This is a genomic window from Microlunatus sp. GCM10028923 (assembly GCF_042666975.1).
In the GTDB taxonomy this organism is placed as follows: Bacteria; Actinomycetota; Actinomycetes; order Propionibacteriales; family Propionibacteriaceae; genus Microlunatus.
Window position 1 is genome coordinate 134155 of the sequence record NZ_JBHTFF010000008.1, and the last position, 25717, is coordinate 159871.

Genomic DNA, 25717 nt, shown 5'->3' on the forward strand with positions numbered 1-25717 from the left:
CTGGGAACCGGGCACGTTCCCGACCGAGTTCCCGCCGACTGGGCAGTCCTGCAGCGACACGCCGCCCAAAGCGCTGCTTTAGTGCCGAGTCGGCGAAATCGGGTGGGGGGTGGGGGGAATAGGAAGAGCCCCGGTCCGCTGTTGCGGACCGGGGCTCTGCCGGATGATCAGTTGATCACTTGATGATCTTCGTGACCCGGCCGGCGCCGACGGTGCGGCCACCCTCACGGATCGCGAACTTGAGCTCTTCCTCCATGGCGATCGGCTGGATCAGCTGAACCGTCATGTCGGTGTTGTCGCCCGGCATCACCATGTCGGTGCCCTCCGGGAGCTGAACGACGCCGGTGACGTCGGTCGTCCGGAAGTAGAACTGCGGGCGGTAGTTGTTGAAGAACGGCGTGTGACGGCCGCCCTCCTCCTTGCTCAGGATGTAGACGCGCGCCTCGAACTCCGTGTGCGGGGTCGTGGTGCCCGGCTTGATGATCACCATGCCGCGCTCGACGTCCTCGCGCTTGGTGCCACGGAGCAGCAGCCCGACGTTCTCGCCGGCCTGGCCCTCGTCGAGCAGCTTGCGGAACATCTCGACACCGGTGACCGTGGTGGTCTGCTTGGTGTCGCGGATGCCGATGATGTCGACGGTCTCGTTGACCTTGACGATCCCGCGCTCGATCCGGCCAGTCACCACGGTGCCACGACCGGTGATCGTGAAGACATCCTCGACGGGCATCAGGAACGGCTTGTCGACGTCACGCTCGGGCTGCGGGATGTAATCGTCCACGGCCTTCATCAGCTCGAGGATCGACCCGGCCCACTTCTCGTCGCCGTTCAGCGCCGGGAAGGCCGCGACCTTGACGATCGGAGCGTTGTCGCCGTCGAACTCCTGGGTGGACAGCAGCTCGCGAACCTCGAGCTCCACCAGCTCCAGGATCTCCTCGTCGTCGACCATGTCGCACTTGTTGAGCGCGACGACGATCGCCGGAACGCCGACCTGACGGGCGAGCAGCACGTGCTCGCGGGTCTGCGGCATCGGGCCGTCGGTCGCCGCGACCACGAGGATCGCGCCGTCCATCTGGGCCGCACCGGTGATCATGTTCTTGATGTAGTCGGCGTGACCCGGGCAGTCGACGTGTGCGTAGTGCCGCGCCTCGGTCTGGTACTCGATGTGGGTAATCGAGATGGTGATGCCCCGCTGCCGCTCTTCCGGCGCCTTGTCGATGTTCTCGAAAGCTTCGGTGTTCGGGTTGCCGACGGGATCGTGGTCGTGGAGCACCTTCGAGATCGCCGCGGTCAACGTGGTCTTGCCGTGGTCGATATGCCCGATGGTGCCGATGTTGACGTGCGGCTTAGTCCGCTCGAACTTGGCCTTTGCCACTTGGGCTCCTTCTGGGTTTGTCGCCACGCGGTAGCGGGGCGCATATTTCTATCGGTTCTGCTAGGTCGGACCCTGCTTGATCGGACACAGCCCGGCCTAAGTGTTGTGGTTGTCCTCGTTCAGGTCAAACCGTCAGGAATTCACTCGCCGCGGGACTTCTGAACGATCTCGTCGGAGATCGTCTTCGGCACCTCGGCGTAGGAGTGGAACTCCATCGTGTAGCTGGCCTGCCCGGAGGTCTTGGAGCGGAGATCGCCGACGTAGCCGAACATCTCCGAGAGCGGAACAAGAGCGTCGACGACCTTGTTCCCGTGCCGCTCCTCCATCTGCTGCACCTGGCCGCGACGGGCGTTCAGGTCGCCGATCACCGTACCGAGGTAATCCTCCGGCGTCGTCACCTCGACCGCCATCATCGGCTCCAGCAGCGCCGGATCGGCCCGGCGTGCGGCCTCCTTGAAGACCATCGAGCCGGCGATCTTGAACGCCAGTTCGGACGAGTCGACGTCGTGGTACGCACCGTCGGTCAGCGTGACCTTGATGTCCTCCACCGGGTAACCCGCCAGGACGCCGAACTGCATGGCCTCCTGAATGCCCTGATCCACCGACGGGATGTATTCCCGCGGGATCCGGCCACCGGTGATCCCGTTGACGAACTCGTAGCCCGAGCCGGCTTCCTGCGGTTCGAGGTCGACCAGCACCTTCGCGTACTGGCCCGAACCACCGGACTGCTTCTTGTGCAGGTATTCGACCTTCTCCACCTTGCGGCGCAGGGTCTCCCGGTAGGCCACCTGCGGCTTACCGATGTTGGCCTCGACCTTGAACTCGCGCTTCATCCGGTCGATCATCACCTCGAGGTGAAGCTCGCCCATGCCCGCGATGATCGTCTGGCCGGTCTCCTCGTCCGTGTGGACGCGGAAGGTCGGGTCCTCCTCGGCCAGCCGCTGGATCGCAACGCCCAGCTTCTCCTGGTCCGACTTGGTCTTCGGCTCGATGGCCTGCTCGATCACCGGCGCCGGGAAGTCCATCGACTCCAGCACCACCAGGTTGTTCGGGTCGCACAGCGTCTCGCCGGTGGTGGTGTCCTTCAGACCCATCACGGCGACGATCTGCCCGGCACCGACCGACGCGATCTCCTCACGCTTGTTCGCGTGCATCTGGTAGATCTTGCCGATCCGTTCCTTGCGCTGCTTCGTGCTGTTCGTGACCTGGGTGCCGGCCTCGAGCCGCCCGGAGTAGACCCGGACGTAGGTCAGCTTGCCGAGGTGCGGGTCGGCCGCGATCTTGAACGCCAGCGCGGCGAACGGGTCGCTGTCGCTCGGGTGACGCTCGATCTCCACCGACTCGTCGCCCGGCTTGAAGCCGATGATCGCCGGGATGTCCAGCGGCGCCGGCAGGTACGCGATGACCGCGTCCAGCAGCGGCTGCACACCCTTGTTCTTGAAGGCGGAGCCACAGAAGACGGCCGTGATCGCGCTGGACAGCACCGCGCGACGGACGGCGTGCTGCAGCTGCTCCGCGGTGGGCTCTTCGCCCTCCAGGTACTGCTCCATCAGCTCGTCGTCGTGCTCGGCGACCAGTTCGATCAGGTCGGCGTGCGCCTGATCGGCCAGTTCCTTCATGTCGGCCGGGATGTCCTCGACCTCGTAGTCCTCACCGATCGCGGTCTCGCCGCGCCAGGTGAGGGCCTTCATCTGGACCAGGTCCACGACGCCGATGAAGTCGGACTCGGCCCCGATCGGCAGCTGCATGACGGCCGGAATGGCGTTCAGCCGTTCCTTGATCGTCTTCACGCAGAAGTCGAAGCTGGCGCCGGTCCGGTCCAGCTTGTTGATGAAGCAGATCCGCGGCACGCCGTACCGGTCGGCCTGGCGCCACACCGTCTGGCTCTGCGGCTCGACACCGGCAACACCATCGAACACGGCGACCGCACCGTCGAGCACCCGGAGGTTGCGCTCCACCTCAATGGTGAAGTCGACGTGTCCCGGAGTGTCGATGATGTTGATCTGGTGGTCTTTCCAGTGACAGGTCGTCGCGGCGGACGTGATCGTGATGCCGCGCTCCTGTTCCTGCTCCATCCAGTCCATCGTGGCCGCGCCGTCGTGGACCTCACCGATCTTGTAGTTGATCCCGGTGTAGAACAAGATCCGCTCGGTGGTCGTGGTCTTGCCCGCATCGATATGGGCCATGATCCCGATGTTGCGGACCTTGCCCAGGTCAGTCTTGATCTCGACGGCCATGAGGACGCGTTCAACCTCTTCTTTGTACGAAAATTGCGGTGCCCCAGATGCCGGAACGGATCCGGCACCGGGGCGGTGGGGGTGCCGCTGTTACCAGCGGTAGTGGGCGAAGGCGCGGTTGGCCTCAGCCATCTTGTGCGTGTCCTCGCGACGCTTGACCGCAGCGCCAAGGCCGTTCGAGGCGTCCAGCAGCTCGTTCATCAGCCGCTCGGACATCGTCTTCTCACGACGCTGCCGGGAGAAGGAGATCAGCCAGCGCAGCGCCAGGGTCGTCGACCGACCCGGCTTCACGTCGACCGGCACCTGGTAGGTGGCGCCACCGACCCGGCGGCTCTTCACCTCGAGGGCGGGGCGGACGTTGTCCAGCGCGCGCTTCAGCGTCTGCACCGGATCGACACCGGTCTTGGCCCGGGTGCCCTCCAGGGCCGAGTACACGATGTTCTGCGCGATGGTCTTCTTGCCGTCGACGAGCACCTTGCTGACCAGCTGACTGACCAGCGGCGAGCCGTACACGGGGTCGACCATCACCGGGCGCCGCGGGGCGGGGCCATTGCGGGGCATTACTTCTCCTTCTTCGCGCCGTACCGGCTGCGAGCCTGCTTGCGGTTCTTGACACCCTGCGCGTCCAGTGAACCGCGGATGACCTTGTAGCGGACACCCGGCAGGTCACGCACGCGGCCGCCGCGGACGAGCACCATCGAGTGCTCCTGCAGGTTGTGGCCGACGCCGGGGATGTAGGCGGTGACCTCGACCCCCGAGGACAGCTTGACCCGGGCGACCTTGCGCAGAGCCGAGTTCGGCTTCTTCGGTGTGGTGGTGTACACACGCGTGCACACGCCGCGCCGCTGGGGCGAACCCTTGAGCGCAGGCGTCTTCGACTTGCTCACCTTGTCTGCGCGGCCCTTCCGGACCAACTGCTGAATTGTGGGCACCGCTGAATATCTCTTTCTGTCACCGGATCTGAGGGTGCGCCCTGCCAGGGAGACCCGGCCGGACAGCTGTGCGAACACGCAGGATCACGGGGATCAAAGCCGGGCACGCACCAAGATTCGGGCAAGCCCGAACACAGTGGACAAGGTTATCCGGTCAGTCCTCGCCGGTCAAAGCGCGCGATGTGGCGCCGTGACCAGGGGCTTTCCGAACTCCAGAATAGGCGCGCGGACCAACCCCGTCCGGCAGGCGCGACGGGGGTTCGGCGAGCCATCAGCCGAGGGAGAAGGTCTCGCCCCGGGAGGCCATCCCGTGCAGCTCCGAGCCCAGGTCGTCGAGCCCCGCGGCGAGCATCCCGGGCAGCAGTTCGGGCGCGTCGATCAGCGCCGCGAAGGCGTACGCGATCGTCACGTCGTGCTCCGGCCGGTGGATGACCTCGATCGGGTCGCCCGCACTCAGCTCGCCGGCCTCGAGGATCTTCAGGTACGTCCCCGGCCGCCGGGCCCGGACGAACTGCTTCAGCCAGCCGCGTTCGCCGGTCCAGCCGCGGAACGTCGAGCACGGGATCCGCGGCGAGGTCACCTGGACGACGACCCCGGTGCCGATCCGCCAGCGCTCCCCGATCCGGGCCTCGTTCACGTCGATCCCGCTGGTGGTCAGGTTCTCGCCGAAGTAGCCGTTGCCGAGTTCCCGGCCGAGCCGTTCCGACCATTCGGCCAGATCCTCCTGCTGGAACACATAGAGGGCCTGGTCGTCGCCGCCGTGGTTCTTCTGGTCGCCGATGAAGTCGCCGACCAGGCCGCTGCCCAGCCCGCCGTGCTTCGGCCCCGGTGCGCGGACCTGCACCGGCCCGTCCACCGGGCGCTTGTCGATCCCGGTCGACATCTCGTCCTTGTACGGATTCGGCGCCGCCCGCCCGACGTTGATCGACACCACGTTGCTCACCCGGCCGAGCCTACGGTCCGATCCCCCGCCGGTCCGAGGGGATTTCCCCGGGTACGGCAGCCAGTTCGACGATCACCCGGTCCAGGGCGGCGGCGGTCCGGGTCAGCTGGTCGGCCTCGGCGAGGATCCGGGCCCGCTCCGCACCGAGCCGACGGGCCAGGTACGGAGTCCGCAACGTCGGGTCGGTCAGGCACGGCAGCACGTCCAGGATCGTCCGGCTGCTCAGGCCCGCGTCCAGCAACCGGCGGATCAGGGCCACCCGGTCCACGGCGTCGGGGTCGAACACGCGCTGCCCGCTCGTGGTCCGGTCCGACTCGAGCAGCCCCTGGCTCTCGTAGTACCGGATCGATCGCACGCTCACCCCGGTCCGCATCGCCAGCTCACCGATTCGCATCGCCAACCTCCCCTTGACCCTGACATCGGCGTCAGGCTCTATCTTCCCGGCATGACCCACGATCCGATCACCGCCGGCCTGACCGAACTGCTCGACGCGACCCTGCCCGAGGCCGACCTGCTGGCGCGCACCGTACGGCTGGCCGAGGAGTACGGCGCCGCCGGCCAGCCGCCGTTCGTCGCCGCCGTGGTCCGGGACGGGCGGGTGATCGGGGTCGGCGCCAACCGGATCCTGATCGACGCCGATCCCGCGGCGCACGGCGAGGTGGAGGCGATCCGCGACGCCGGCCGGAGGGCCGGGCTGGCGGCGCTGACCGGGGCCGTCGTGATCTCCAGCTGCGAGCCGTGCGCGATCTGCCGGACCGTCGCGGCGGCGGCCGGCGTGACGGAGATCGTGTACGCGGCCGGGCGGGAGCTGGTGCCGGCCGAGATCGACGCGAACCCGGAACGGACCGGCGCGCTGATGGACGCCGTCGCCGAGCTGGTGCCCGGGATCGCCCGGGCCGGCCAGGCCGGCCTCCCGCCGGAGCAGCTGGCCGCACCGTTCGCGGCGTACCTGCGGGCGCTGGGATGACCGCGGTCAGGCTCGGGCTCAACCTGCCGAACTTCGGGCTCGAGGCCGAGCCAGCGGCGATGCTCGGCTGGGCCCGGTTCGCCGAGCAGGAGGGCTTCGACCTGGTCGTCGTCTCCGACCACGTCGCACCGACCCCCGAGGTGGCCGCGACCTATCCGGCGCCGTTCCACGATCCGTTCGTGCTGCTGGGCTGGCTGGCCGGGCAGACCTCGACCGTCCGGCTCGGCACCTCGGTCGTCGTGCTGCCGTACCGGCATCCGCTGCACACGGCGCGGATGAGCGCGATGCTGCACGACTACAGCGACGGCCGGTTCGTGCTCGGTGTCGGCACCGGCTGGGCCCGGACCGAGTTCGCCGCGCTCGGTCTCGACTCCGCGGTACGGGGACGAGCCACGGATGCGGCGCTCGACGTGATCACCCGGGCCTGGGCCGAGCCGCTGATCAGCGCCCATGCGGAGGGGCTCGACTTCACCGACGTCGCGACGGCTCCGAACCCGCCGGGCGGTGCGCTGCCGCTCTGGGTCGGCGGCCAGTCCCGGGCGGCGATCCGGCGCGCGGTTCGGTACGGCAGCGCCTGGCACCCGATCAATCCCGAGCTGGACTGGCTCCGCGACACCGGCCTGCCGGCGCTGGTCGCCGAGGCCGCCGCGACCGGGCGTGACGTGCCGTCGCTCGCCGTACGGATCAAGGCCAGGCTGCAACCGGACCCGGCGCCGGCCGATCGGCCGCTCGGCGTGGGCACGCTCGACCAGGTGGTCGGCGATGTCCGGGCGCTGGCCGAGCTGGGTGCCGCCGACGTCGTCCTGGACACCAACCCCGACCGGCCGCGGGAGCGCGACTTCGCCGCCGAGCAGCGCGACCTGAAGTTGATCTTGGACGCGCTCTGATCTTCCGGGCTCAGTCGGGCAGGGTGAGATCGACCTCGAGCCAGTCCGCGAGATCGGCCAGTTCGCGATAGACGTTGGCGGTCATCAGGCGGCCGAACCGGGCGTCCTGGTGGATCGCGTCAACCCGGAGCACGCCGAGCTTGCGGTCCGTGGTCGCGTCGATCTTGCCGACCAGCCGGTCGCCGTACAGGATCGGCATCGCCCAGTAGCCCCAGCGCCGCTTCACCGCCGGCTTGTACATCTCCAGCTGGTAGTCGAACTCGAACAGGTCGGCCATCCGCTTCCGGTCGAAGATCAACCGGTCCAGCGGTGACAGGATCGCGACCCGGCCGTGGAACTCGCCGCCGAGGTAGGCCGGGTCGACCCGCCAGTGGCCGCGTACGCCCTCGATCACGGCGGGTTCGCCGGCCTCGCCGACGTCGTCCGGTTCGATCATGGTCTGGCTGCTTCGGGCACGCGCGAGACCCAGCGCCCGCAGCCGCCGCTCGTCGCGGATCCGGCGGGCCTGCTCGGCCGGGATCGGCGGTTCGTCGGGATAGACGCGTTCCGCGAGATCCCACAGCCGGTCCCGGCCCCGGCGGCCGGCCGCGGCCACCTCGCCGCGCCGCACCAGCAGGTCGAGCATCATGGCCAGGTTGCGGTTGTCGTTCCAGCCGGACGACTGCCAGGGCACGACGCAGCTGTCCGGCAGCTCGTGCCTGGTCAGCGGGCCGTCCCGGCGCAGCTCGGCGAGCAGGACGTGCCGGAACCCGTCGTTGACCCGCAGCCATTCCACCTGCCGGGGCCAGGCCTCGGCGCCCGGCCACTCGGCCAGCTCGGCGCGGTAGAGGGCGAGGTCCTCGGGCGGCCGGAGCATCCCGTGCAGGTCGATCAGCGCCAGCTCGTCGACCGCCTCCGGCACCGCGGCCCGAGGGAAGGCCGAGCCGAGCCGGCTCCACACGACCAGCCCCGCGTTCGGCGCGACCGCCTTGGTCGGGTCGTCCTGGAGCAGGGTCAGGTGGCGTACGGTCCCGAGCAGCTCGTCCGGCCGGGTGCCGTCGGCCGCGGCGGCATCGAGCAGCTGGGCCCGGACCGCGATCCGGCGGGCGTCCTGCCGGGACAGCTCGTGCACGGTCACGGCGTCAGGCTAGCCCCGAGCGCGGAGCCCTCGTGGACATTCGCACAGGCAAGATGTTTGAATGAACAGGTGGAGAGTGCGAATCGGCAGGAGGTGATCCTGCGCAGCCTGCGGGACCGGGGGCGGGTCGCGGTGGACGACCTGGCGCAGGAACTGGACTGCTCGGCGATGACCGTACGGCGCGACCTGGACCGGCTGGCCGGGCTCGGCCTGCTCCGCCGGGTGCACGGCGGAGCCGTCACCGGGTCGACCGCCGAGGAGACGCCGTACCCGGTCCGGTCGAGCACCGCCGTCGACGCCAAGCGGCGGATCGCCGCGGCCGCGGCGGCCATGATCAGCGACGGCGAGACGGTCCTGATCGACGGCGGCACGACGGCACTCGAGGTGGCCCGGCGGCTTCATGATCATCGGCTGACCGTCACCCCGCTGAGCCTGCAGGTCGCGACCGAACTCGGCCGGGCCGGCGGGATCCGGTTGATCATGCCCGGCGGCGATGTCCGGCCGGTCGAGCAGTCCTTCGTCGGGCCGCTCACCGTGCATGCCCTGGACGTGCTGCGGTTCGACACGGCGGTGATCGGCTGCTGCGGGATCGACGCCGAGGACGGCCTGACCGGGCACGACCTGGACGAGTCGGCCGTGAAGGCGGCCGCGATCGCCGCGGCCCGGCGTACCGTCGTCGTCGCCGACGCGTCGAAGTGGGGCGCCGGTGCGTTCGCCCGGTTCCAGGACCTGTCCCGGGTCACCACCGTGATCACCGACGACGCGGCGCCGACCGACCAGACCGACCGGCTCGCCGCGCGCGGGATCGAGGTGCAGCGTGTCTAGCGCCGTCGCCGCCGTCGCGCCGCTGGTGGCGCGGAAGGCCCGCCGGGCCGACTCGATGATCTTCGCCCTGAACGCCCTGCTGTACGCGGCCTGGACCCCGCACATCCCCGCGATCAAGGACCGGCTGGGGCTGCACGAGGGCACCCTCGGGCTGGCTCTGCTCGGCGCACCGGTCGGCGCGCTGATCGCGGTGATCGTCACCGGGCCGGCCCTGGCCCGCTGGGGCAGCGTCAAGATCGTCCGGATCACCATGGTCGGTTTCGCGGCGGCCGCGCCGCTGGTCGGACTGGCCGACTCGCTGCCGGCCCTGTTCGGCGCGTTGGTGATCTTCGGCGCCTTCCAGGGGTCGATGGACGTGTCGATGAACACCCAGGCGGTGACCATCGAGCACCGGTACGGCCGGCCGATCATGTCAAGTTTCCATGCGATCTGGGCGATCGGGGCGGCCGTCGGTGCCGGCCTCGGCTCGCTGGCCTTGGCGGTCGACGCACCGCTGGCGCTGCAGCAGGCCGGCCTCGGGTTGATCATGGTGATCGGCATGATCGTGCTCGGCCGGTGGCTGTACGCCGACGATCACGTACCCGAGGCGGAGCCGGGCCGGGCCGACACCGGACGGCGGCTGAGCTGGCTCAGCCCGCGGCTGATCATGATCGCCGCGATCATGTTCGCGGCCCTGCTCTGCGAGGGCGCGGCCGCGGATTGGGCACCGCTCTATCTGCGTGATCATGTGCACGCGCCGGAGGAGCTGGCCGGGCTGGCCTACACCGCGTTCGCGCTGGCGATGTTCGTCGGCCGGGCCTTCGGCGACCGCTGGGTGGCCCGGTTCGGCGGGGCCCGGGTGGTCGCCGTGCTGGCCGCGATCGGCGGCGTCGGGCTGACGATCGGCCTGCTCTCCGGACAGTCGGCGGTGGTGCTCGGTGGGCTCGCCCTGTACGGCCTCGGGATCGCTTGCATCGTGCCGGTCTGCCTCAGCGCCGCCGCGGCCGAGGCCGGCCGGACCGGGTCCCCGGCCGGACCCGCGCTGGCGCTGGCCGACGGCACCGGCCGGACCGGCTTCCTGCTCGGGCCGACCCTGATCGGCGGCCTGGCCCACGTCACGTCGCTGCCGCTCGCCCTCGGCGTCCTGCCGGTGTTCTGCGTCGGGATCGTGATCGCGTCCCGCGTCCTCCGGCGCTGACCTGGCCCTATTCGCCGGTGGCGTCGTCGATCAGCTCGCGGACGACGTCGAGCTGGCCGGCATGGCGGGCGTACTCCTGGAGCAGGTGGAACAGGACCCAGGCCAGGGTCGGCGGCTCGTCTCCGTCCCGGCCCCGGGCCGACGGTTCCGCCAGCTCGTGCTCGGCGACCAGCCGCCGGCTCCGCTCCACCTCCTGCCAGAACGCGGTCCGGACGTCCTCGACGCTGGTCCCGTCCGGGACCGCCCAGCGGCCCGCCGCCAGGTCCCAGTCGCCGCGCGGCAGTTCGTCGCCGAGGCCGAGGAAGCCCCACTGAAGCCAGCGGCGTTCGACGAAGAGCAGATGGTGCAGCAGTTCCAGCAGGGACCAGCCGGACGGCAGCACCGCCCGGCGCAGGTCCTGCTCGGACAGCCCGTCGACCTTGGCCCAGACGGTGTCGCGGTAGTAGTCGAGATACTGCCGCACCAGGTCACCGGGGTCGGTCAGGTCGTTCGGCGGCTCGGTCCGTTCCTCGGTCATGCCGACAGCCTAGGACCCTTCGACAGGCTCAGGACGCGGCGGCGATCGAGTTCCGGCGGGCGTAGGCGTCGCGACAGGTCTCGGCGCAGAAGCCGTACGTCACTCCTTCATGATCAAGAGTGATCGCCCGCGGGCCGAGCCGGACCAGCATCCCGCAGATCGGGTCGACGACCCGGCCCTCGGGGATCTCCCGACCATGATCGAGATTGGCCCGGAACTCCTCGGTCAGGTGGTCCAGCACCTCGTCGGCGGTGCTGGGCCGGCCGCCGAGACCGATGCTGCCGTCGGCGATGCCGGTCAGGTTGATCCACAGCGATGCCGGGTCGCGCTGCCAGCCGTGCCGTCGGTCCAGTTCCCTGACCGCGCGGCGGATCCAGCCGATCACGTGCCGCGCCAGCTCCTCCCGCCAGGTATCCGGGACCGTGATCGTCAGCCAGAGGGGTGGCGCGGCGGGCGGCCGCCAGGGACCGTCGCCGGTGGTCCAGTCGTCAAGTTCGCGGAAGCCGAGATGGGTCATCGCCCGGGCCCGGCGCATCGTCTCCTCCGGTACGTCCTCGTCGCCGGTCGTCAGCAGCCCCGACACGATCGTCTCGGCCAGCGCGGCCCGGTCCGCCTCGGTCAGCCCGCCGCGCGGGCTGGTGATCTCGATCAGATTCATGATCAACTCCTCCCGGTCAGTGATGGGCGTCCGGGTCGAAGCCCTCGGGCGCCTGGTCCAGGAACGTGGTCACGGCGGCGACCCGCCCGTCCCCGGCGACGGTGATCACGTCGGTGCCGGCGGCGAACCGGTTGCCGCCGACGGTGAGCTCCCAGCGCAGCCGGGCCCGGTCGTGGTGCGTCTCCGGGTCCTCGAGGGCCCGGACGGCGACCGCGTCGAAGTGATCCCGGAACTGGTCCCGGAAGTCGATCAAGGCGGCCGGCCCGGTGAGCACGCCGACCGGGGCGGCGTACTCGACCTCGTCGGTGAGGGCCTGCTCCGCCGGAGCGGCGGCGTTCAGGAAGGCGAGATAGGTGGCGACGGATTCCCGTACTGCTTCGTTGGTGATCATGGATTCGATCCTGCGTCGCCGAGTGCGCCCGGTCGATTACCTCCGAGGTCATTGCGTACGGACTCAGGATCCGGGCACGCTGGCGCCATGACGGTGACCACAGAACCGGTCGGCACCCTGGTCCGGCGCTGGCGGGAGCGGCGGCGCCGGTCACAACTCGACGTCGCGATCGCGGCCGAACTGTCCACCCGGCACCTGAGCTACATCGAGACCGGCCGGTCCCGGCCGAGCCGGACCATGATCGAACGCCTCTGCGAGGAGCTCGAGGTGCCGCTCCGGGAACGGAACACGCTGCATCTCGCGGCCGGGTTCGCGCCGCCGCACGCCGAGCGGCCGTTCGATGATCTTGGCCAGGCCCGGTCGGCGGTCCGGGCCGTCCTCGCCGGGCACGAGCCCAATCCGGCGCTGGCGATCAACGTCCGGTGGGAGTTGCTGGACGCGAACCAGGCCATGCGGGCCTTCCTCGGTGAGCTTCCCGATCATCTGGCCGGTCCACCGCTGAACGTCCTCCGGGCGACCCTGCATCCGGACGGCCTGGCGCCGCGGATCCGGAACCTCGCCGAGTGGCACGCCCAGGTGCTGCGCCGGGTCCGGCGACAGTTGGAGCGCACCGCCGATCCCGGCCTGGCCGAGCTGTACGACGAGTTGGCCGGCTATCCGGTCCCGGACCAGCCGACGCCGGCCGAACCGGGCCCGGAAGTTGATCTTGTGCTGCCGCTGCGGATGATCACCGATCACGGCGAGCTGGCCCTGCTCTATGCCACCACGGTGTTCGGCTCGCCGCGCGACGTGACGCTGGACGAGATCGCGATCGAGACGTTCTTCCCGGCCGACCGGGCCACCGCCGACCTGCTCGCCGCCCTCTCCCGCGCGACGGGTTAGCGGAGCACCGGCAGGACGGGGGTCTCGGACCGGCCGCTGGCCGCCTCGATGAACGCCGCCGGGTCCGGAAGCTCCGCCAGCAGCCGGGCCGTCTCCGCCGCGGCCACGGCCGGTGCGTCGGGGTCCAGCCCCAGGGCGTGCTGGAGGTCGTACAGGTGAATGGTCGCCTCCATCAGCGCGATCCGCAGCGCCTCGGTGAGGGTGATTGACGCCGGGCCACCCAGCCATGGAAAGACGGTCTCGCCGGGCGTCTCGCGCATCCAGCCGAGCGCCTCCCGGGCGTCCTCGGTGAACGCCGCCACCAGCCGGTCCCGGCCGAGCGCGGTCGCCTGCTGCCGGGCTCCGTCGGCCACCGCGGCGGCGGTCGCCTCGACCTGCGGCGAGTCCGGCGCGTTGAAGCCGCGGAGCAGATCGGCCGCCGTCACCAGGTCCCCACGCGGGTCCTGGCCGGGCCGGTTCCGCAGCCCCAGCGGATAGCCGGCGTGGTGCGCGTACAGGGCGTTGACGTCCCAGCCGTCACAGCGGGTCGGCCGCCCCCAGTCCGCCTCGGTCAACCCGGCGCCGAGGTCGGCCCACCGATCCCAGCACGCCGCCAACGCCGTCACTCGTTCCGCATAGGTCACGTGATCAAGCCTAGGCTTGGCCTACGGAGGTGAGCGGAGATGCCCGGTTTGGTGCTGCCGCTGGCCGAGCTGGCCGACGACGCGTTGTCCCTGGCCGGCGGCAAGGCGATCAGTCTCGGCCGGCTGCTCCGGGCCGGCTTCCCGGTGCCGCCGGGCTGTTGTGTCAGCACCGAGGCGTACGCCCTCGCGGCCGACCATCCGTCCGTGCGGGCCGCCGTCGACCGGCTGCTCGCCGCGGACCCGGACCAGCGCCCGGCCAGGTCCGCCGAGGTGCGCGACGCCCTGACCACGGCCCCGATTCCGGACCGGGTCGCCGCCGAGGTCGCGGCCGGCTACGCCGGGCTCGGGCCGGACCGGGTCGTCGCGGTGCGGTCGTCGGCCACCGCCGAGGATCTCCCGTACGCAAGCTTCGCGGGACAGCAGGACACCTATCTCGGCATCGCCGGGACCGAGGCGGTGCTGGATGCGGTGCGGCGGTGCTGGGCCTCGCTGTGGACCGAACGCGCGGTCGCCTACCGGGACGCGGCCGGCATCGATCACCGGTCGGTCCGGCTGGCCGTGGTGGTGCAACGCCTGCTCGACGCCTCGGTGGCCGGCGTGATCTTCACGGCCGACCCGGTGACCGGCCACCGCGGTACGACGGTGATCGACGCCAGCCCCGGGCTCGGCGAGGCGGTGGTGTCCGGCGCGGTCAATCCGGACCATTTCGCCGTGGCCTCCGCGACCGGCCTGGTGCTGCAGCGAACGCCCGGGGACAAGCGGGTCCGGATCCGGCCCGCCGCAACCGGTGGCACCGAGCGGGTCGAGCTGCCCGCCGATCCGGAACCCTGCCTCGACGATGATCAACTCGCGGCGCTGACCGCGCTCGGCCGGCGGGTTCATGATCATGAGGGTGCCGCGCAGGATCTGGAGTTCGCGATCACCGCGGACGGCACGCTGTGGCTGACCCAGGCGCGGCCGATCACCACGCTCTATCCGTTGCCGGCCGACGCTCCCCCGCCGGAGTCGGCCGAGCCGCGGGTCTACTGGTCGATGAACGTGGCGCAGGGTGTCCTCGGGCCGCTGACGCCGATGGGGATCGCGGTGTTCCGGCTGATCGGGTCGGCCGCCGCCGCGTTGTTCGGCCGGCCGGTCGCCGATCCGTACGCGGGACCGACCGTGCTCAAGATCGCCGGCCAACGTCTCTATCTCGACGCGACGACGGCGATCCGGAGCCGGGTCGGCCGGTCCGTCGCGCCGCGGGTGATGGGAGCGATGGAGGCCCGGTCGGAGCCGTTGCTCCGTGGACTCTTCGACGACCCGCGGCTGTCCGTACGGCATCGGTCGCCGGCCCCGGTCCTGCACGCGGTCGGGCCGGTGCTGCGACGGCTGCACGCTCCGCTCCGGATCCTCGGCACGGTAGCCCGGCCGGCCGCCGCGCGGAAGCAGCTGGACCGGGTGGAGCGGGACAACCGGGCCGCCACCGACCTGCCGCCGGAGCTGGACGCCCGGCAGCGGCTGGCCCGGCTGGCGGACGTGATCATGGACCGGTTCGAGCCGACCCTGCCGGGCGCGATCGTCGGCGTGATGTTGCCGATGATCATGCTGCAGGGGCTGGCCCGCCGGCTGCTGCGCGGGGTGGCGTCGGTGGAGGAATGGCAGACCACGCTGCGCGGGCTGCCGGACAATCCGACCACCGAGATGGATCTGGCGCTGTGGCGGCTGGCCGAGGAGTTCGGCCGGGATCCGGAGCTGCGGCGGCTGTTCGCCGACACCTCGGCCACCGACCTCGCCCGGCGCTACGTCGAGCCCTGCGACGCGCCGCTGCCGGAGCCGGTCCGGGCCGGGCTGGCCCGCTTCCTGGAGACGTACGGGCACCGCGCGGTCGCCGAGATCGACGTCGGGGTGCCGCGCTGGGCCGAGCAGCCGGCCCACCTGATCAACGTCCTGACCGGCTACCTGCGGCTGGCCGATCGGGAGTTGGCGCCGGACGCCGTGTTCGGCCGGGCGGCCGCCGAGGCCGAGACCATGATCGACACGCTGGCCCGGCGGGCCGGACCGGTCCGCGGCGACCTGGTGCGGTTCCTGCTCCGCCGGATCCGCCGGCTGGCCGGGCTGCGGGAACGGCCCAAGTTCAACCTGGTGGTGCTGCTGGCCGGAATCCGCAGCCAATTGCGGCTGGTCGGCGAGGACCTGGTCCGGCAGCACCGGCTGGACGAGGCCGAGGACGTCTTCTTCGTCGATCTCCGGGAGGCCGGTACCGGCCTGGCCGGGCTGGACCTGCGGTCCCTGGTCCGGGACCGGCGGGCCGGGTACGAGACGGAGGCGCGGCGGCGGCACGTGCCGCGGCTGCTGCTCTCCGACGGCACCGAACCCGGCGTCGCGGCGGCCGAGACCGAGGGGACGCTGACCGGGAGTCCGGCGTCGCCGGGCACCGTGACGGCGCCGGCCCGGGTGGTGCTGGATCCGGCGACCGCCCGGCTGGAACCCGGCGAGATCCTGGTCGCGCCGTCCACCGACCCCGGCTGGACCCCGCTGTTCCTGACCGCGGGCGGGCTGGTGATGGAGATGGGCGGCGCGATGTCGCACGGCGCCGTCGTCGCGCGGGAGTACGGCATCCCGGCCGTCGTCGGGGTCGCCGACGCGACCACCCGGCTCGACACCGGCACCCGGGTCACCGTCGACGGGTCCGCCGGGACCGTGACGCCCCTAGAAGGGTGCTGAAGGCGCCCTTCTAGCGCAGCTCGGCGAGGAAGATCAACAAGCGTGACTTGGCGGCGAGGTCCTCGGGGCTGAGCCGGTCGGCGACCTCCAGCAGGGCGTCGATCCACCAGCCGAGCCGGAGCTGGTTGGAGACGATCATGGACCGCCGCAGCTGCTCCGGATCGCCCGGCCAGCCGGAGTTGATCAAGGCCTCCGTGTATGCCGTCGTGAGGACCTGCCAGGCCTCGGCCGGCTCGACCGATCCCTCCGGTTCGAAGGTGAGCGCCAGGTGCCCGGCGTCGTGCCCGACCGGCCCCGGACCGACGTACGCCCAGTCGATCACCGCGACCGCCCCGTTGCCCGCCACCCCGACGTTGCCGTTGTGGAAGTCGTGATTCGCCAGCAGGGAAGGGAATCCGGCCAGCCGGCAGGCGGCCTCGACCGGATCGGTGACGCGGGCCGCGACCAGGTCGCGCAGCTCCGGCGCGAGACCGCGCTCCAGCGCCGACGGCCAGCCCGGGTGGGCGAGGGTACGGGCGTTGTCCAGGTCCTGCCGCTCGACGTGCTTGACGATCCAGCCGCCGGAGAGCCACGGATGATCATGGTCGGCGTTCGCGACCTGCCAGGCCGCCAACCCGGCGGCGGCGCGCCGGCAGACGTCCAGCGAGCCCGGGATGCCGGTCAGCTCCTCCAGCCAGAGATCACGACGGCCGTCATGATCATCGATCTCCACCCGAGGGGTTCGGACCTGCTCGGTCCAGCCGGTCCGGGCCAGGTCGGACGCGTAGAACGCGGCTTCCTTTCCCCACCACTGCGGATCGGCCGGGTCGGCCCGGAGCCGCCAGACCGGAAACGTACCGAGATGCATCGGGCCGGTCCGCTTGACGATCACCGACGCCGGCCCCTCCCCGTGCCGGTCCGCGGCGACCCGCCACATCCCGCCGTTCGGATAGCCGAGGTCGCCGCCCAGCCGTTCCGCGGTCCAGGTCGTGCCGGCGGCCGCTCCGGTCAGCCGGGCCAGCGTGGCCGGTGGCGGCTCCGCCCGCAGCGCCCCGAACCTCGGCTGCTGTTCCGGTTCCATGATCACCGTGGACATCGACCCAGTAGACCAGATCAGCCGCGTGGATAGCTGGTGATCGCCGACGCCTTGACGCTGACCCAGACGCCGGATCCCGGCTCCAGGCCCAGCTCCGCGACGGCGCCGGGGGTGACCTCGGCGAGCAGCGCGCTGCCCGGTCCGGGTACGTCGGCGACCTCGACCCGGACCTCGTCGCCGTACGGTTCCAGGCCGGCGACGCGGCCGTACCAGAGGTTGCGCGGGGTGCCGGTCGGGCGTTCGGTGAACAGGGCGACCGCGTTCGGCGGGAAGGCCAGCTGCACCGGCCCGGCGCCCGGGTGGGCCAGGTGCACGGTGCCGGCGGGCTCGACCCGGACGGTCGTGTCGGCTGCCGTACCGGAGAGCAGGTTGAGGCCGACCAGCCGGGCCACGTAGTCGGTGGCCGGGTGCCGGGCGATCTCGGCCGGGGTGCCCGACTGCACCGACGTACCGGCCTCGATCACCACGACCCGGTCGGCCAGGACGGCGGCGTCGACCGGGTCATGGGTGACCAGGACGGTGACGCCGTCGAAGGCGGCCAGCCGGCGCCGGAGCAGGCCGCGGACCTCGAGCCGGGTCCGCGCGTCCAGCGCCGCCAGCGGCTCGTCGAGCAGCAGTAGGGCGGGCTCCCCGGCCAGCGCCCGGGCCAGCGCGACCCGCTGGGCCTGGCCGCCGGAGAGCCGCCGGGGCCGGACCGGGCCGAGGTCGGCCAGCCCGACCGACGCCAGCAGGTCAGCCGCCAGCGTCCGCGCCTCGACCGCGGACCGGCCCCGGCAGCGCGGCCCGAACGCCACGTTGTCCAGCGCCGACAGGTGCGGGAACAGCAGGTAGTCCTGGAACACCACCCCGATCGGGCGCCGATGCGCCGGCAGTTGCCGGTTCGGGTCGGCGATCCGCTGCCCGGCCAGCTCGATCCAGCCGTCGTCCATGATCAACAGTCCGGCGAGGGCGCGCAGGGCGGTGGACTTGCCGGCGCCGTTCGGCCCGAGCAGCGCCACCACCTCGCCGGGCTCGGCCCGGAGCGACAGGTCGAGCCGGAACGCCCCACGGGACACCCGCAGCTCGGCGTCCAGTCCGGCGTGGCCCGGCGGCGCGTCCACCGTGGCCGTCATGATCGCGCCACCCAGCGGCCCCGGAGCAGCACCAGGACGGCGATTGATACCGCGAGCAGCAGCACCGACAGCAGCAGGGCCGCATCCGGGTCGGTGTTCAGCGCCAGATAGACCGCGATCGGCAGCGTCTGGGTGCTGCCGGGCAGGTTGCCGGCGAACGTGATCGTCGCGCCGAACTCGCCGAGGGCACGAGCCCAGGCCAGTACGGCACCGGCCGCGACGCCGGGCCCGATCAACGGCAGCGTGATCCGCCGGAACACGGTCAGCGGGGCTGCGCCGAGGGTCGCGGCGGCCTCCTCGTAGCGGCGGTCGGAGGCTCGCAGCGAGCCCTCCACCGACAAGATCAGGTACGGCAGCGCGACGAAGACCTGGGCCAGGACGACCGCGTACGGGGTGAACGGGAAGGCGAAGCCGGTCGCCTCGTAGAGCGGCCGGCCGAGCAGCCCGGAGCGGCCGAGCACGGTGAACAGCGCGACCCCGCCGACCACCGGCGGCAACACCAGCGGCACCGTGATCAACGCCCGGACCAGGCCGGCGCCGGGCAGTCCCGGCCGGGCCAGCAGCCACGCGGCCGGAACCCCGAGCAGCACCGCGATCACCGTGGCCGCGGTCGCGGTGATCAAGGACAGCTGCAACGCCGCCAGGGCTTCCGGGCCGGTGATCAACTCCGGCAGCCGGCCCCACGGCGCCTTGATCACCAACCCGAGCAGAGGCAAGATCAACATCAGCAGAGCCAGTGCCGCCGGCACCGCCAGCAGCACCGGGACCCGGACCGTCGCGTCGCGGTCAGGACGGCGAGGCAAAGCCCGCCCTGCTCAGCACGGCCTGGCCGTCCGGGCCTCGGACGTGGGCCACGAAGGCCGCGGCCAGCTCCGGGTTCCGGGACTCGGCCAAGGCGCAGATCGGGTACGTGTTCACGGCCGACGCCGCCTCGTCGAAGGCGATCCCCTCGACGTCCGCCCCGGCCGCGATCACATCGGTGCGATAGACCAGCGCGGCGTCCACCTCGCCCAGCCGTACCTTCTGCAGGGCCGCCTTGACGTCCTCCTCCAACGTGTCCGGGGCGGGCTCCAGACCCGCCTTCCGGAACACCTGCTGCGCCGCCGCGCCACACGGCACCTCGGTCGCGCAGAGGGCGATCCGCCGGGCCGGGTCGGCGAAGTCGGCCAGCCCGGTGATCTTGGCCGGGTTGCCCGGCGGCACCGCGATCTGCAGCGTGTTGGTGACGAAGGGCTGCGGGTCGGTGGCCAGCCCGGCGTCGGCCACGGTCTGCATCGTCGACTCGTTGGCGGCCGCGAACACGTCGGCCGGCGCACCGGCGGTCACCTGCGTGGCCAGCGTGGCGCTGGAACCGAAGCTGAAGGTGATCTTGGTGCCCGGGTTGGCCGCCTCGAAGTCGTGGCCGATCGTGGTGAACGACTCGGTCAGCGACGCCGCCGCCAGCACCGTGAGCTCCCCGGCCGGCCCGGCCGCCGGCGAGGACGCCGCACCGGAGGGTGACCCGGCCGGAGCGCACCCGGCGACGGCCATGATCAACAGGACCGCGGCCGCGAGGCCGGCCTTCCTGATCATGGCTCGGGCACCTCGACGACGACGTTGGTCGCCTTGATCGACGCGGTGGCCAGCACCCCCGGCTCCAGCCCGAGCTCGGTGGCCGCCTCGGACGACATCAGCGACACCACCCGGAACGGGCCGCACTGCAGGTCGACCTGCGCCATCACCCCGTCCTTGACCACCTTGGTGACCAGTCCGGTGAAGCGGTTCCGGGCGCTCTCGGCGACCGCGGTCCCGAGCGCCGGAGCCGTCGCCAGTTGTTGGGTCAGCGCGGCCAGGTCGGCTCCGTCGATCACGGTCGGCCCGTTCCCGTTGTGGGCACCGAGCCGTCCGGTGTCGATCCAGCGACGGACTGTGTCGTCGCTGACCCCGAGCAGGGCGGCCGCTTGTGAGATCCGATACTTCGGCATGTATCGAGGATAAACTCCGCAGTTGCGGAATACCTAAGTCAGCCGGAATCCTCGTTCTCGTTCTCGTCGCGCCATTCGACCTCGCGCACGCCGGAGAGACCCGAGACCGCGTCGGAGCGGAACACGATGATGCCCGCGCCGAGGAACCCGATCCCGGAGAGCCGATCGCCATCGACAGGATCAGTGCGGCGCCGAGTTCGGGCGACAAATTGCCGGTGCGCCAGCCCTGGGGACGCCGAGAGTTCGTACGGCATTCTCGCCACGCGACTCGGCCGGAATCGCGACCCGGTTCACCTGTCGGGCGCGGTAGTGAAGAATAACGCCCGTGGGGGAGCCAGATCTGGGAACAGGCGGCCGGGTGATCGTGATCACCGGAGCGATGGCTGCAGGGAAATCGACGGTCGCAGAGTTGTTGGCCGGCCGGTTACCGTGCTCCGTCCACATCCGGGGCGACGTGTTCCGCAAGATGATGGTGAACGGCCGCGCTGACATGACGCCGCAGCCGACGTCGGCCGCGTTGGACCAGCTCCAGCTCCGGTACGAACTCGCCGCGCACACCGCCGACCGGTTCGCCGACCAGGGCTTCGACGCGATCGTCCAGGACGTCATCATCGGCCCCGACCTGGCCGGCTTCATCGACCAGATCCAGACCAAGCAGCGCTACCTGGTCGTCCTCTCGCCGACCGTCTCCGCCCTGGAGATCCGCGAGGCGCAGCGGGCCAAGGACGGCTACGGAAGCTTCTCGCCGAACCAGCTCGACGAACTGCTGCGCCGCGAGACCGCCCGGATCGGCTACTGGCTCGACTCCAGCGTGCAGACCCCGGACGAGACCGTCGACGACATCCTCACCAACCTCGACCAAGCCGCGGTCTGACGAAACCCCGCACGGAACACCGCCGACTGGGCACAAAAGCAGGCGTTTCTGCGGCGCGTCGCTGCGGAAGTGACGTGTCGGTACGGGGCACGGAGGCGGGGGATCGGGTGCGCGGACGAGCAGGGCCCGCGGGCGCGAAGGCCGGATGTGCGCGCGCAGAACCCGGCGGCACGAGTACCGCATCCCGAGCGAGCGCACCTACCGCCACGAGAACCGCATCTGCGAGCCAGTGCGCCCACCGGCACCAGAACCGCGTCACCCCAGAACCCATCCGCGAGCGAGCAGAACCACCGGGGCACGGGGATCACGCGTGCCACTTCCCGTCCGCTGCGGCCGCGGGCGATCAGCCGAGACGGACGCAAGCGGCGCTGGCGACGATGAAGCGAACCCAAGGGCGCGAGGATCGCGGGCGCGGCGAACCGAACTCACGGTGCGGCCGGGCGGCGTAGGCAACCGCGCCCTGCCGACGGGCCGCCGAGAGGTAGGAGAGTCCTGGCGAGAGGATCGGTAGCGACCGGCGAGCGGGAGCGTGTCGCAGTATCGACCAAAGCACCTGACCTGCAGGGATCACGGTCGAAAGGTCGAGACTCGTCCAAACGGAGAGCCTCGGCCAATGGGTACGCAGCCGCGGCGCCGGCGAATCAACCAATCCGCCGAGTGGACGCTATGACCGCCGATCCGCCGCCAGCACGGGTCAAAGCGTCCACTCGGCGAGGCCACGGCACTCCCGCACGATGATGATCCTGACGCTCGCACGACCCACTCTCTCTCCTTCGCCCACGGCCAACCGGAGCGCCTCGACGAGCAGGCAAGCCGCAAAGCGACCCGCCGATCGAACACTCCGGCCAAAGTGGACGACTCCACCGCGCATCCACCATCAGAAAGGGCCAAAGGATCCACCTCGCCGAGGCCACAGCATTCCCACACGAAGATGATCACGGCACTCGCACGACCCGCTCCACTCCTTCGCCCCACGGCAACCGGAGCACCCCCGACGAACAGACAAGCGACCAAAGCGATCGCCGACTGATCACTCCGCCGAGTGGACGCCTTGACCGCCGATCCGCCGTCGGGGAGGGTCAAAGGGTCCACTCGGCGAGGTCGCGGTCTCTCCGCGCGATGATCACGACGCCGCACCTTCCGCTCCCCCTCGGCCTACACGGATCCTCATAACCGGGTGGCTGTTCACACCGGCGCCTCGCTCCTCCGATCGATCACCTCCAACCCGTCAGCCGATCAGCGCCGGCGGCCGGCGTCCCGCCTGACGTCCCGAACCCGTACCGGGCCGCGCACGGGCCCGGGAGCACCAAGAAGCCGTCCCGCCCGCCGCGACCCGAGGGGATGTCCGGGGTCTCGGAGTTGCTGGTCGCGAACCTGGCCGGGCGGCCTTTCGCCGTTGAGCTTCACGAGCGCGTGGCCGTTCGACTCAGTCCGGACCTGGCAGGCGCCGCAGACCCGGAACCTCGCCCGCGCAGGTCCTGGATAATTCGCGCCCTGGTTGTCGGTGGTCTGGGACATGATGGGGCCGTGACCGTGACCTCGCCGGATTCCCCCTCGTTCTCGGAGCGTGGGCGTCCGGACGCGCGCCCGCTCGTGGGCCGGGAGCGCGAGCTGGCCCGGCTGCTGGAGCTGATCGGTCAGTCCACCGGCCGGCCCGGCGGGCTGGTGGTGCTGTCCGGCGACGCCGGGATCGGCAAGTCGCGGATCGTGGCGGCGGCGATCGGGGCGGCCGGTGAGAGTGGCTGGCGGGTCGGGCTCGGCCAGTGCATGGATCTGGGCCGCAGCCCGCTGCCGTACCTCCCGTTCGTCGAACTGTTCGGCCGGCTGGCCGGGACCGAGGAGGGTCGGCTGCTGCTGGAGCGGCATCCCGGGGTGCGGCCGCTGATCGCCCGTACGGTCGACGGCACGGCACCGGAGCCCGACCGCGGTGCCCTGTTCGAGTCGGTGCACGCGATCCTGACCGACCTGGCCGGCGCCCGGCCGCTGCTGCTGGTGATCGAGGACGTGCACTGGGCGGACTGGTCGAGCCTCGAGTTGATCAGCTTCCTGTTGACCCGGCCGTTCCCGGCGCCGGTGTCGATGATCGTCACCTACCGTTCGGACGACCTGCACCGAAGACATCCGCTGCGACCGGTCGCGACCGGCTGGATCCAGCTGCACACGGTGGAGCGGCTCGAGCTCGGTCCGCTGCCCGACGATGCGGTACGGGATCTGGCGACCAACCTCCGGTCCGGGATGTCCGACCTGGAGTTGGCCCGGGTGATCGACCGGGCCGAGGGCAACGCGTTCTTCACCGAGGAACTGGTCGCGGCGGGCACGGTTCCCGGCGGCGTACCGGACGATCTGGCCGACCTCTTGATCCTGCGCCTCGATCAGCTGGAGCCGGCGGCCCGGCAGGTGGTCCGGTCGGCGGCGGTGGCGGGCCGGCGGGTCAGTCACGAGGTGTTGCAGGCGGTCACGGAACTCGACCCGGCCGAGCTCGACCTGGCCCTGCGCAACGCGGTGGAGCGGTTCGTGCTGATCAGTGACCGCTCGGACACGTACGCGTTCCGGCACGCCCTGCTCGCCGAGGCCGTCTACCAGGACCTGCTGCCGGGCGAACGGGTCCGGCTGCACGCCCGCTACGTCGCCGCGCTGCGCGACCACCCGCGCGCGACCGCGGCCGACCTGGCCCGGCACGCCCGTTCGGCGCATGATCATCCGACGGCGATCACGGCCGGGCTGCGGGCGGCCGAGGAGTCGATGACGATGGGCGGGCCGGACGAGGCCGTCCACCACTACCTGGTTGTCCTCGAGCTGCTCGCCGATCCGCAGGTGGACCCGGCGATCGCCAATCCGGTCGACATCACGGTCCGGACGGCAACCGCCGCGGTGTCGGCCGGGATGCCGGAGCGGGCGGTCGCGCTGGTCCAGGATCAGCTGTCCCAGCTGCCCGCGGACGCCGACCCGCTGGTCCGGGCCCGGTTGCTGCAGTCGCTGGCCACCGCGGCCATGCTGACCGACCTGAACATCGACGCGCTCACCCTGACCACCGAGGCGATGACGCTGGTCCCGGCGGAGCCGGACAGCGAGCTGCGTTGCCGGGTGCTGCGGTCGCACGCGCAGGCGTTGGCGGACCGGTACCGGCACGACGAGTCGACCCGCTGGGCCGAGGAGGCGCTGGCGATGGCGGAGCGGCTCGGGCTGCCCGAGATCGCGACCGACGTGTCCGCCCTGCTGGCCAAGCTGCAGGACCGGATCGGCAACACCGAGGCGTCCCGGGCCGCGCTGCGGACGATCGTCGCCGACGCCCGGGCCCGCGGCGACGCGACCGAGCTGCGGGCGCTCTACCACCTGGCCGGGATCCATTACGAGCTGGGCGAGGTGGCCGAGGCGCTGGACCTCTACCGGGCCGGGGCGGACCGGGCCGCGGAGACCGGCCGCCGGTACGCGCCGTACGGGATCGACGCCCGGATCATCGCCGGCGTCGCCGCCTACACGCTGGGCCGCTGGGACCAGGTGCTGGAGATCGTCGACACGACCGGGGAACGGCCGCCGATGGTCGCCGACGCGGCCCTGGCCGCGATCGCGATGTACGTGGCCGCCGGCCGGGGTGAGCAGTCGGGGCTGGCGCTGCTCGGCCGGGCCGGCCGGGCCACCGGCACCGACGCCGTGGTGTCGCTGCACGCCGGCGGCGCCGCGATGGAGCTGTACGGGCAGACCGGCGACCTGGACCGGGCCTGGCACCAGTACCGGAAGCTGACCGACGAGATCGACGCCGCCTGGACCGACGTCCAGGCCAAGATCAGGTTGAGCGCGCTGATCCTCGGCATCGCCGCGGACCACGTCGACACCACCGCGGCCGACCGGCAGCGGTGGACCGACCGGGCCGACTGGCTGCTCGGACAGGTCGAGACGATCGTCCTCGACGCCGAGACGCGGCGACCGCTCGGGATCGAGAGCCGGGCCTGGGTGCACCGGTTCCGGGCCGAGCGGCTCCGGCTGGACCAGCGGTTGGGGCTGCCGGTCGATCCGGCCGCGCTGGTGCAGGCATGGCGGGCCGCGGTGACCGGGTTCGAGGACTTCCCGAGCGTTCCGGAACTGGCCCGGAGCCGGATCCGGCTGGCCGCCGCGCTGCGTCTGGCCGGCGCCGCCGAGGAGGCCGGGCAGGTGGCCGCCGAGGCCCGTGCCGTCGCGGAGCAACTCGACGCCCGGCCGATGCTCGCCGAACTGTCCGCGCTGGCCCCGGCCGACCGGCCCGGCGGCCCCGGCGTCCTCACGCCGCGCGAGCAGGAGGTGCTCGCGCTGGTCGCCGAGGGGCTGAGCAACCGGGAGGTTGGGCTCCGGCTCACGATCAGTACGAAGACGGCGAGCGTGCACGTCTCGAACATCCTGACCAAGCTCGGCGCCGGGACCCGGACCGAGGCGGCCGCACTGGCCCGCCGCCGCGGCCTGCTCGGCTGAGCCCGCGCTCCGGGGCCC

The 25717-nt window shown here is 71.5% G+C and carries 25 protein-coding genes; 8 read left to right on the forward strand and 17 right to left on the reverse strand.

Translation table 11 applies throughout. From position 1 onward, the window contains the following. Positions 1 to 175: 175 nt before the first annotated feature. The 6 genes from tuf to ACFQU4_RS20735 all read right to left on the reverse strand — a co-directional run bounded on the left by tuf (position 176) and on the right by ACFQU4_RS20735 (position 5878). On the reverse strand, positions 176 to 1372 hold the full coding sequence (gene tuf / locus ACFQU4_RS20710) for an elongation factor Tu (RefSeq protein WP_377495427.1): 1197 nt from the start codon (positions 1370 to 1372) through the stop codon (positions 176 to 178). Between the two features lie 140 nt (positions 1373 to 1512). After that, complete coding sequence (gene fusA, locus ACFQU4_RS20715; protein WP_377495430.1) at positions 1513 to 3609, reverse strand: elongation factor G; 2097 nt, start codon at positions 3607 to 3609, stop codon at positions 1513 to 1515. Positions 3610 to 3699: 90 nt separating this feature from the next. Continuing rightward, positions 3700 to 4170 carry a 30S ribosomal protein S7 gene (gene rpsG, locus ACFQU4_RS20720; protein WP_179751233.1) on the reverse strand — a complete coding sequence of 157 codons (471 nt, stop codon included), beginning with the start codon at positions 4168 to 4170 and terminating at the stop codon, positions 3700 to 3702. Beyond that, positions 4170 to 4541: a 30S ribosomal protein S12 gene (rpsL, locus tag ACFQU4_RS20725; protein WP_152361955.1), complete on the reverse strand. Its 372-nt coding sequence runs from the start codon at positions 4539 to 4541 to the stop codon at positions 4170 to 4172. The genes rpsG and rpsL overlap by 1 nt, the downstream gene beginning before the upstream one ends. A 271-nt stretch (positions 4542 to 4812) precedes the next feature. Further along, positions 4813 to 5484 carry an MOSC domain-containing protein gene (locus tag ACFQU4_RS20730; protein WP_377495432.1) on the reverse strand — a complete coding sequence of 224 codons (672 nt, stop codon included), beginning with the start codon at positions 5482 to 5484 and terminating at the stop codon, positions 4813 to 4815. Positions 5485 to 5494: 10 nt separating this feature from the next. Then, a complete protein-coding gene (locus ACFQU4_RS20735) occupies positions 5495 to 5878 on the reverse strand; it encodes a MerR family transcriptional regulator (RefSeq protein WP_377495434.1) in 384 nt (127 codons plus the stop codon). Positions 5879 to 5929: 51 nt separating this feature from the next. Here ACFQU4_RS20735 and ACFQU4_RS20740 point away from each other — a divergent pair, with 51 nt between their 5' ends. Both ACFQU4_RS20740 and ACFQU4_RS20745 read left to right on the forward strand, forming a co-directional pair. Next, positions 5930 to 6451: a deaminase gene (locus ACFQU4_RS20740; protein ID WP_377495436.1), complete on the forward strand. Its 522-nt coding sequence runs from the start codon at positions 5930 to 5932 to the stop codon at positions 6449 to 6451. Beyond that, positions 6448 to 7338, forward strand: a complete 891-nt coding sequence (locus ACFQU4_RS20745) for a TIGR03619 family F420-dependent LLM class oxidoreductase (RefSeq protein ID WP_377495438.1) — start codon at positions 6448 to 6450, stop codon at positions 7336 to 7338. Before ACFQU4_RS20740 ends, ACFQU4_RS20745 begins: the two co-directional genes overlap by 4 nt. Before the next feature lie 10 nt (positions 7339 to 7348). On the opposite strand, the gene ACFQU4_RS20750 is transcribed toward ACFQU4_RS20745, so the two are convergent. After that, a complete protein-coding gene (locus ACFQU4_RS20750; RefSeq protein WP_377495441.1) occupies positions 7349 to 8455 on the reverse strand; it encodes a DNA glycosylase AlkZ-like family protein in 1107 nt (368 codons plus the stop codon). A 69-nt stretch (positions 8456 to 8524) separates the two neighbouring features. Here ACFQU4_RS20750 and ACFQU4_RS20755 point away from each other — a divergent pair, with 69 nt between their 5' ends. Both ACFQU4_RS20755 and ACFQU4_RS20760 read left to right on the forward strand, forming a co-directional pair. Further along, positions 8525 to 9280 carry a DeoR/GlpR family DNA-binding transcription regulator gene (locus ACFQU4_RS20755; protein WP_377495443.1) on the forward strand — a complete coding sequence of 252 codons (756 nt, stop codon included), beginning with the start codon at positions 8525 to 8527 and terminating at the stop codon, positions 9278 to 9280. After that, complete coding sequence (locus ACFQU4_RS20760) at positions 9273 to 10457, forward strand: MFS transporter (RefSeq protein ID WP_377495445.1); 1185 nt, start codon at positions 9273 to 9275, stop codon at positions 10455 to 10457. Before ACFQU4_RS20755 ends, ACFQU4_RS20760 begins: the two co-directional genes overlap by 8 nt. A gap of 7 nt (positions 10458 to 10464) precedes the next feature. Here the strand turns inward: ACFQU4_RS20760 and ACFQU4_RS20765 are convergent, their stop codons facing one another. From ACFQU4_RS20765 to ACFQU4_RS20775, 3 genes are read right to left on the reverse strand one after another with little or no spacing between them, the layout of a single operon-like run. Beyond that, positions 10465 to 10974 carry a DUF664 domain-containing protein gene (locus ACFQU4_RS20765; RefSeq protein WP_377495447.1) on the reverse strand — a complete coding sequence of 170 codons (510 nt, stop codon included), beginning with the start codon at positions 10972 to 10974 and terminating at the stop codon, positions 10465 to 10467. Between the two features lie 28 nt (positions 10975 to 11002). Further along, positions 11003 to 11632 (reverse strand): hypothetical protein, encoded by a 630-nt coding sequence (locus ACFQU4_RS20770; protein ID WP_377495449.1) that lies wholly within the window; start codon positions 11630 to 11632, stop codon positions 11003 to 11005. Between the two features lie 16 nt (positions 11633 to 11648). Next, on the reverse strand, positions 11649 to 12023 hold the full coding sequence (locus ACFQU4_RS20775) for an isomerase (protein ID WP_377495450.1): 375 nt from the start codon (positions 12021 to 12023) through the stop codon (positions 11649 to 11651). Between the two features lie 87 nt (positions 12024 to 12110). Here ACFQU4_RS20775 and ACFQU4_RS20780 point away from each other — a divergent pair, with 87 nt between their 5' ends. Further along, entirely contained in the window at positions 12111 to 12905 is a 795-nt protein-coding gene (locus ACFQU4_RS20780; protein ID WP_377495452.1) for a helix-turn-helix domain-containing protein, read from the forward strand. On the opposite strand, the gene ACFQU4_RS20785 is transcribed toward ACFQU4_RS20780, so the two are convergent. Continuing rightward, a complete protein-coding gene (locus ACFQU4_RS20785; RefSeq protein WP_377495454.1) occupies positions 12902 to 13528 on the reverse strand; it encodes a maleylpyruvate isomerase N-terminal domain-containing protein in 627 nt (208 codons plus the stop codon). The genes ACFQU4_RS20780 and ACFQU4_RS20785 overlap by 4 nt on opposite strands. A 39-nt stretch (positions 13529 to 13567) precedes the next feature. On the opposite strand from ACFQU4_RS20785, the gene ACFQU4_RS20790 reads away from it, so the two are divergent. Continuing rightward, on the forward strand, positions 13568 to 16231 hold the full coding sequence (locus tag ACFQU4_RS20790) for a PEP/pyruvate-binding domain-containing protein (protein ID WP_377495456.1): 2664 nt from the start codon (positions 13568 to 13570) through the stop codon (positions 16229 to 16231). Positions 16232 to 16241: 10 nt separating this feature from the next. On the opposite strand, the gene ACFQU4_RS20795 is transcribed toward ACFQU4_RS20790, so the two are convergent. The 6 genes from ACFQU4_RS20795 to ACFQU4_RS20820 are packed head-to-tail and all read right to left on the reverse strand — an operon-like array spanning position 16242 to position 20636. Continuing rightward, a complete protein-coding gene (locus tag ACFQU4_RS20795; RefSeq protein ID WP_377495459.1) occupies positions 16242 to 17306 on the reverse strand; it encodes a phosphotransferase in 1065 nt (354 codons plus the stop codon). A 17-nt stretch (positions 17307 to 17323) separates the two neighbouring features. Next, the gene (locus ACFQU4_RS20800; protein WP_377495461.1) at positions 17324 to 18418 is read right to left on the reverse strand and encodes an ABC transporter ATP-binding protein; all 1095 of its coding nucleotides are present in this window, start codon (positions 18416 to 18418) and stop codon (positions 17324 to 17326) included. Beyond that, positions 18415 to 19221, reverse strand: coding sequence for an ABC transporter permease (locus ACFQU4_RS20805; RefSeq protein WP_377495463.1), 807 nt, complete (start codon positions 19219 to 19221; stop codon positions 18415 to 18417). The genes ACFQU4_RS20800 and ACFQU4_RS20805 overlap by 4 nt, the downstream gene beginning before the upstream one ends. Beyond that, entirely contained in the window at positions 19205 to 19990 is a 786-nt protein-coding gene (gene modA / locus ACFQU4_RS20810; RefSeq protein ID WP_377495465.1) for a molybdate ABC transporter substrate-binding protein, read from the reverse strand. Before modA ends, ACFQU4_RS20805 begins: the two co-directional genes overlap by 17 nt. Further along, the gene (locus ACFQU4_RS20815) at positions 19987 to 20382 is read right to left on the reverse strand and encodes a molybdopterin-binding protein (protein WP_377495468.1); all 396 of its coding nucleotides are present in this window, start codon (positions 20380 to 20382) and stop codon (positions 19987 to 19989) included. Before ACFQU4_RS20815 ends, modA begins: the two co-directional genes overlap by 4 nt. 38 nt (positions 20383 to 20420) lie before the next feature. Next, positions 20421 to 20636, reverse strand: coding sequence for a hypothetical protein (locus ACFQU4_RS20820; protein ID WP_377495470.1), 216 nt, complete (start codon positions 20634 to 20636; stop codon positions 20421 to 20423). A gap of 71 nt (positions 20637 to 20707) precedes the next feature. On the opposite strand from ACFQU4_RS20820, the gene ACFQU4_RS20825 reads away from it, so the two are divergent. Both ACFQU4_RS20825 and ACFQU4_RS20830 read left to right on the forward strand, forming a co-directional pair. Beyond that, complete coding sequence (locus ACFQU4_RS20825) at positions 20708 to 21256, forward strand: AAA family ATPase (RefSeq protein ID WP_377495473.1); 549 nt, start codon at positions 20708 to 20710, stop codon at positions 21254 to 21256. Positions 21257 to 22783: 1527 nt separating this feature from the next. Continuing rightward, positions 22784 to 25699 carry an AAA family ATPase gene (locus tag ACFQU4_RS20830; protein WP_377495476.1) on the forward strand — a complete coding sequence of 972 codons (2916 nt, stop codon included), beginning with the start codon at positions 22784 to 22786 and terminating at the stop codon, positions 25697 to 25699. The last annotated feature ends 18 nt before the right edge of the window (positions 25700 to 25717 follow it).

What these genes read in the sequence shown, in the direction of transcription:
- rpsG (WP_179751233.1), bottom strand. Translation starts at nt 4,170, where the DNA reads ATGCCCCGCAATGGCCCCGCCCCGCGGCGCCCGGTGATGGTCGACCCC.
- ACFQU4_RS20775 (WP_377495450.1), bottom strand. Translation starts at nt 12,023, where the DNA reads ATGATCACCAACGAAGCAGTACGGGAATCCGTCGCCACCTATCTCGCC.
- ACFQU4_RS20815 (WP_377495468.1), bottom strand. Translation starts at nt 20,382, where the DNA reads ATGCCGAAGTATCGGATCTCACAAGCGGCCGCCCTGCTCGGGGTCAGC.
- fusA (WP_377495430.1), bottom strand. Translation starts at nt 3,609, where the DNA reads ATGGCCGTCGAGATCAAGACTGACCTGGGCAAGGTCCGCAACATCGGG.
- modA (WP_377495465.1), bottom strand. Translation starts at nt 19,990, where the DNA reads ATGATCAGGAAGGCCGGCCTCGCGGCCGCGGTCCTGTTGATCATGGCC.
- ACFQU4_RS20800 (WP_377495461.1), bottom strand. Translation starts at nt 18,418, where the DNA reads ATGACGGCCACGGTGGACGCGCCGCCGGGCCACGCCGGACTGGACGCC.
- ACFQU4_RS20740 (WP_377495436.1), top strand. Translation starts at nt 5,930, where the DNA reads ATGACCCACGATCCGATCACCGCCGGCCTGACCGAACTGCTCGACGCG.
- ACFQU4_RS20735 (WP_377495434.1), bottom strand. Translation starts at nt 5,878, where the DNA reads ATGCGAATCGGTGAGCTGGCGATGCGGACCGGGGTGAGCGTGCGATCG.
- ACFQU4_RS20820 (WP_377495470.1), bottom strand. Translation starts at nt 20,636, where the DNA reads ATGCCGTACGAACTCTCGGCGTCCCCAGGGCTGGCGCACCGGCAATTT.
- ACFQU4_RS20745 (WP_377495438.1), top strand. Translation starts at nt 6,448, where the DNA reads ATGACCGCGGTCAGGCTCGGGCTCAACCTGCCGAACTTCGGGCTCGAG.
- ACFQU4_RS20780 (WP_377495452.1), top strand. Translation starts at nt 12,111, where the DNA reads ATGACGGTGACCACAGAACCGGTCGGCACCCTGGTCCGGCGCTGGCGG.
- ACFQU4_RS20790 (WP_377495456.1), top strand. Translation starts at nt 13,568, where the DNA reads ATGCCCGGTTTGGTGCTGCCGCTGGCCGAGCTGGCCGACGACGCGTTG.
- ACFQU4_RS20765 (WP_377495447.1), bottom strand. Translation starts at nt 10,974, where the DNA reads ATGACCGAGGAACGGACCGAGCCGCCGAACGACCTGACCGACCCCGGT.
- ACFQU4_RS20795 (WP_377495459.1), bottom strand. Translation starts at nt 17,306, where the DNA reads ATGTCCACGGTGATCATGGAACCGGAACAGCAGCCGAGGTTCGGGGCG.
- ACFQU4_RS20770 (WP_377495449.1), bottom strand. Translation starts at nt 11,632, where the DNA reads ATGAATCTGATCGAGATCACCAGCCCGCGCGGCGGGCTGACCGAGGCG.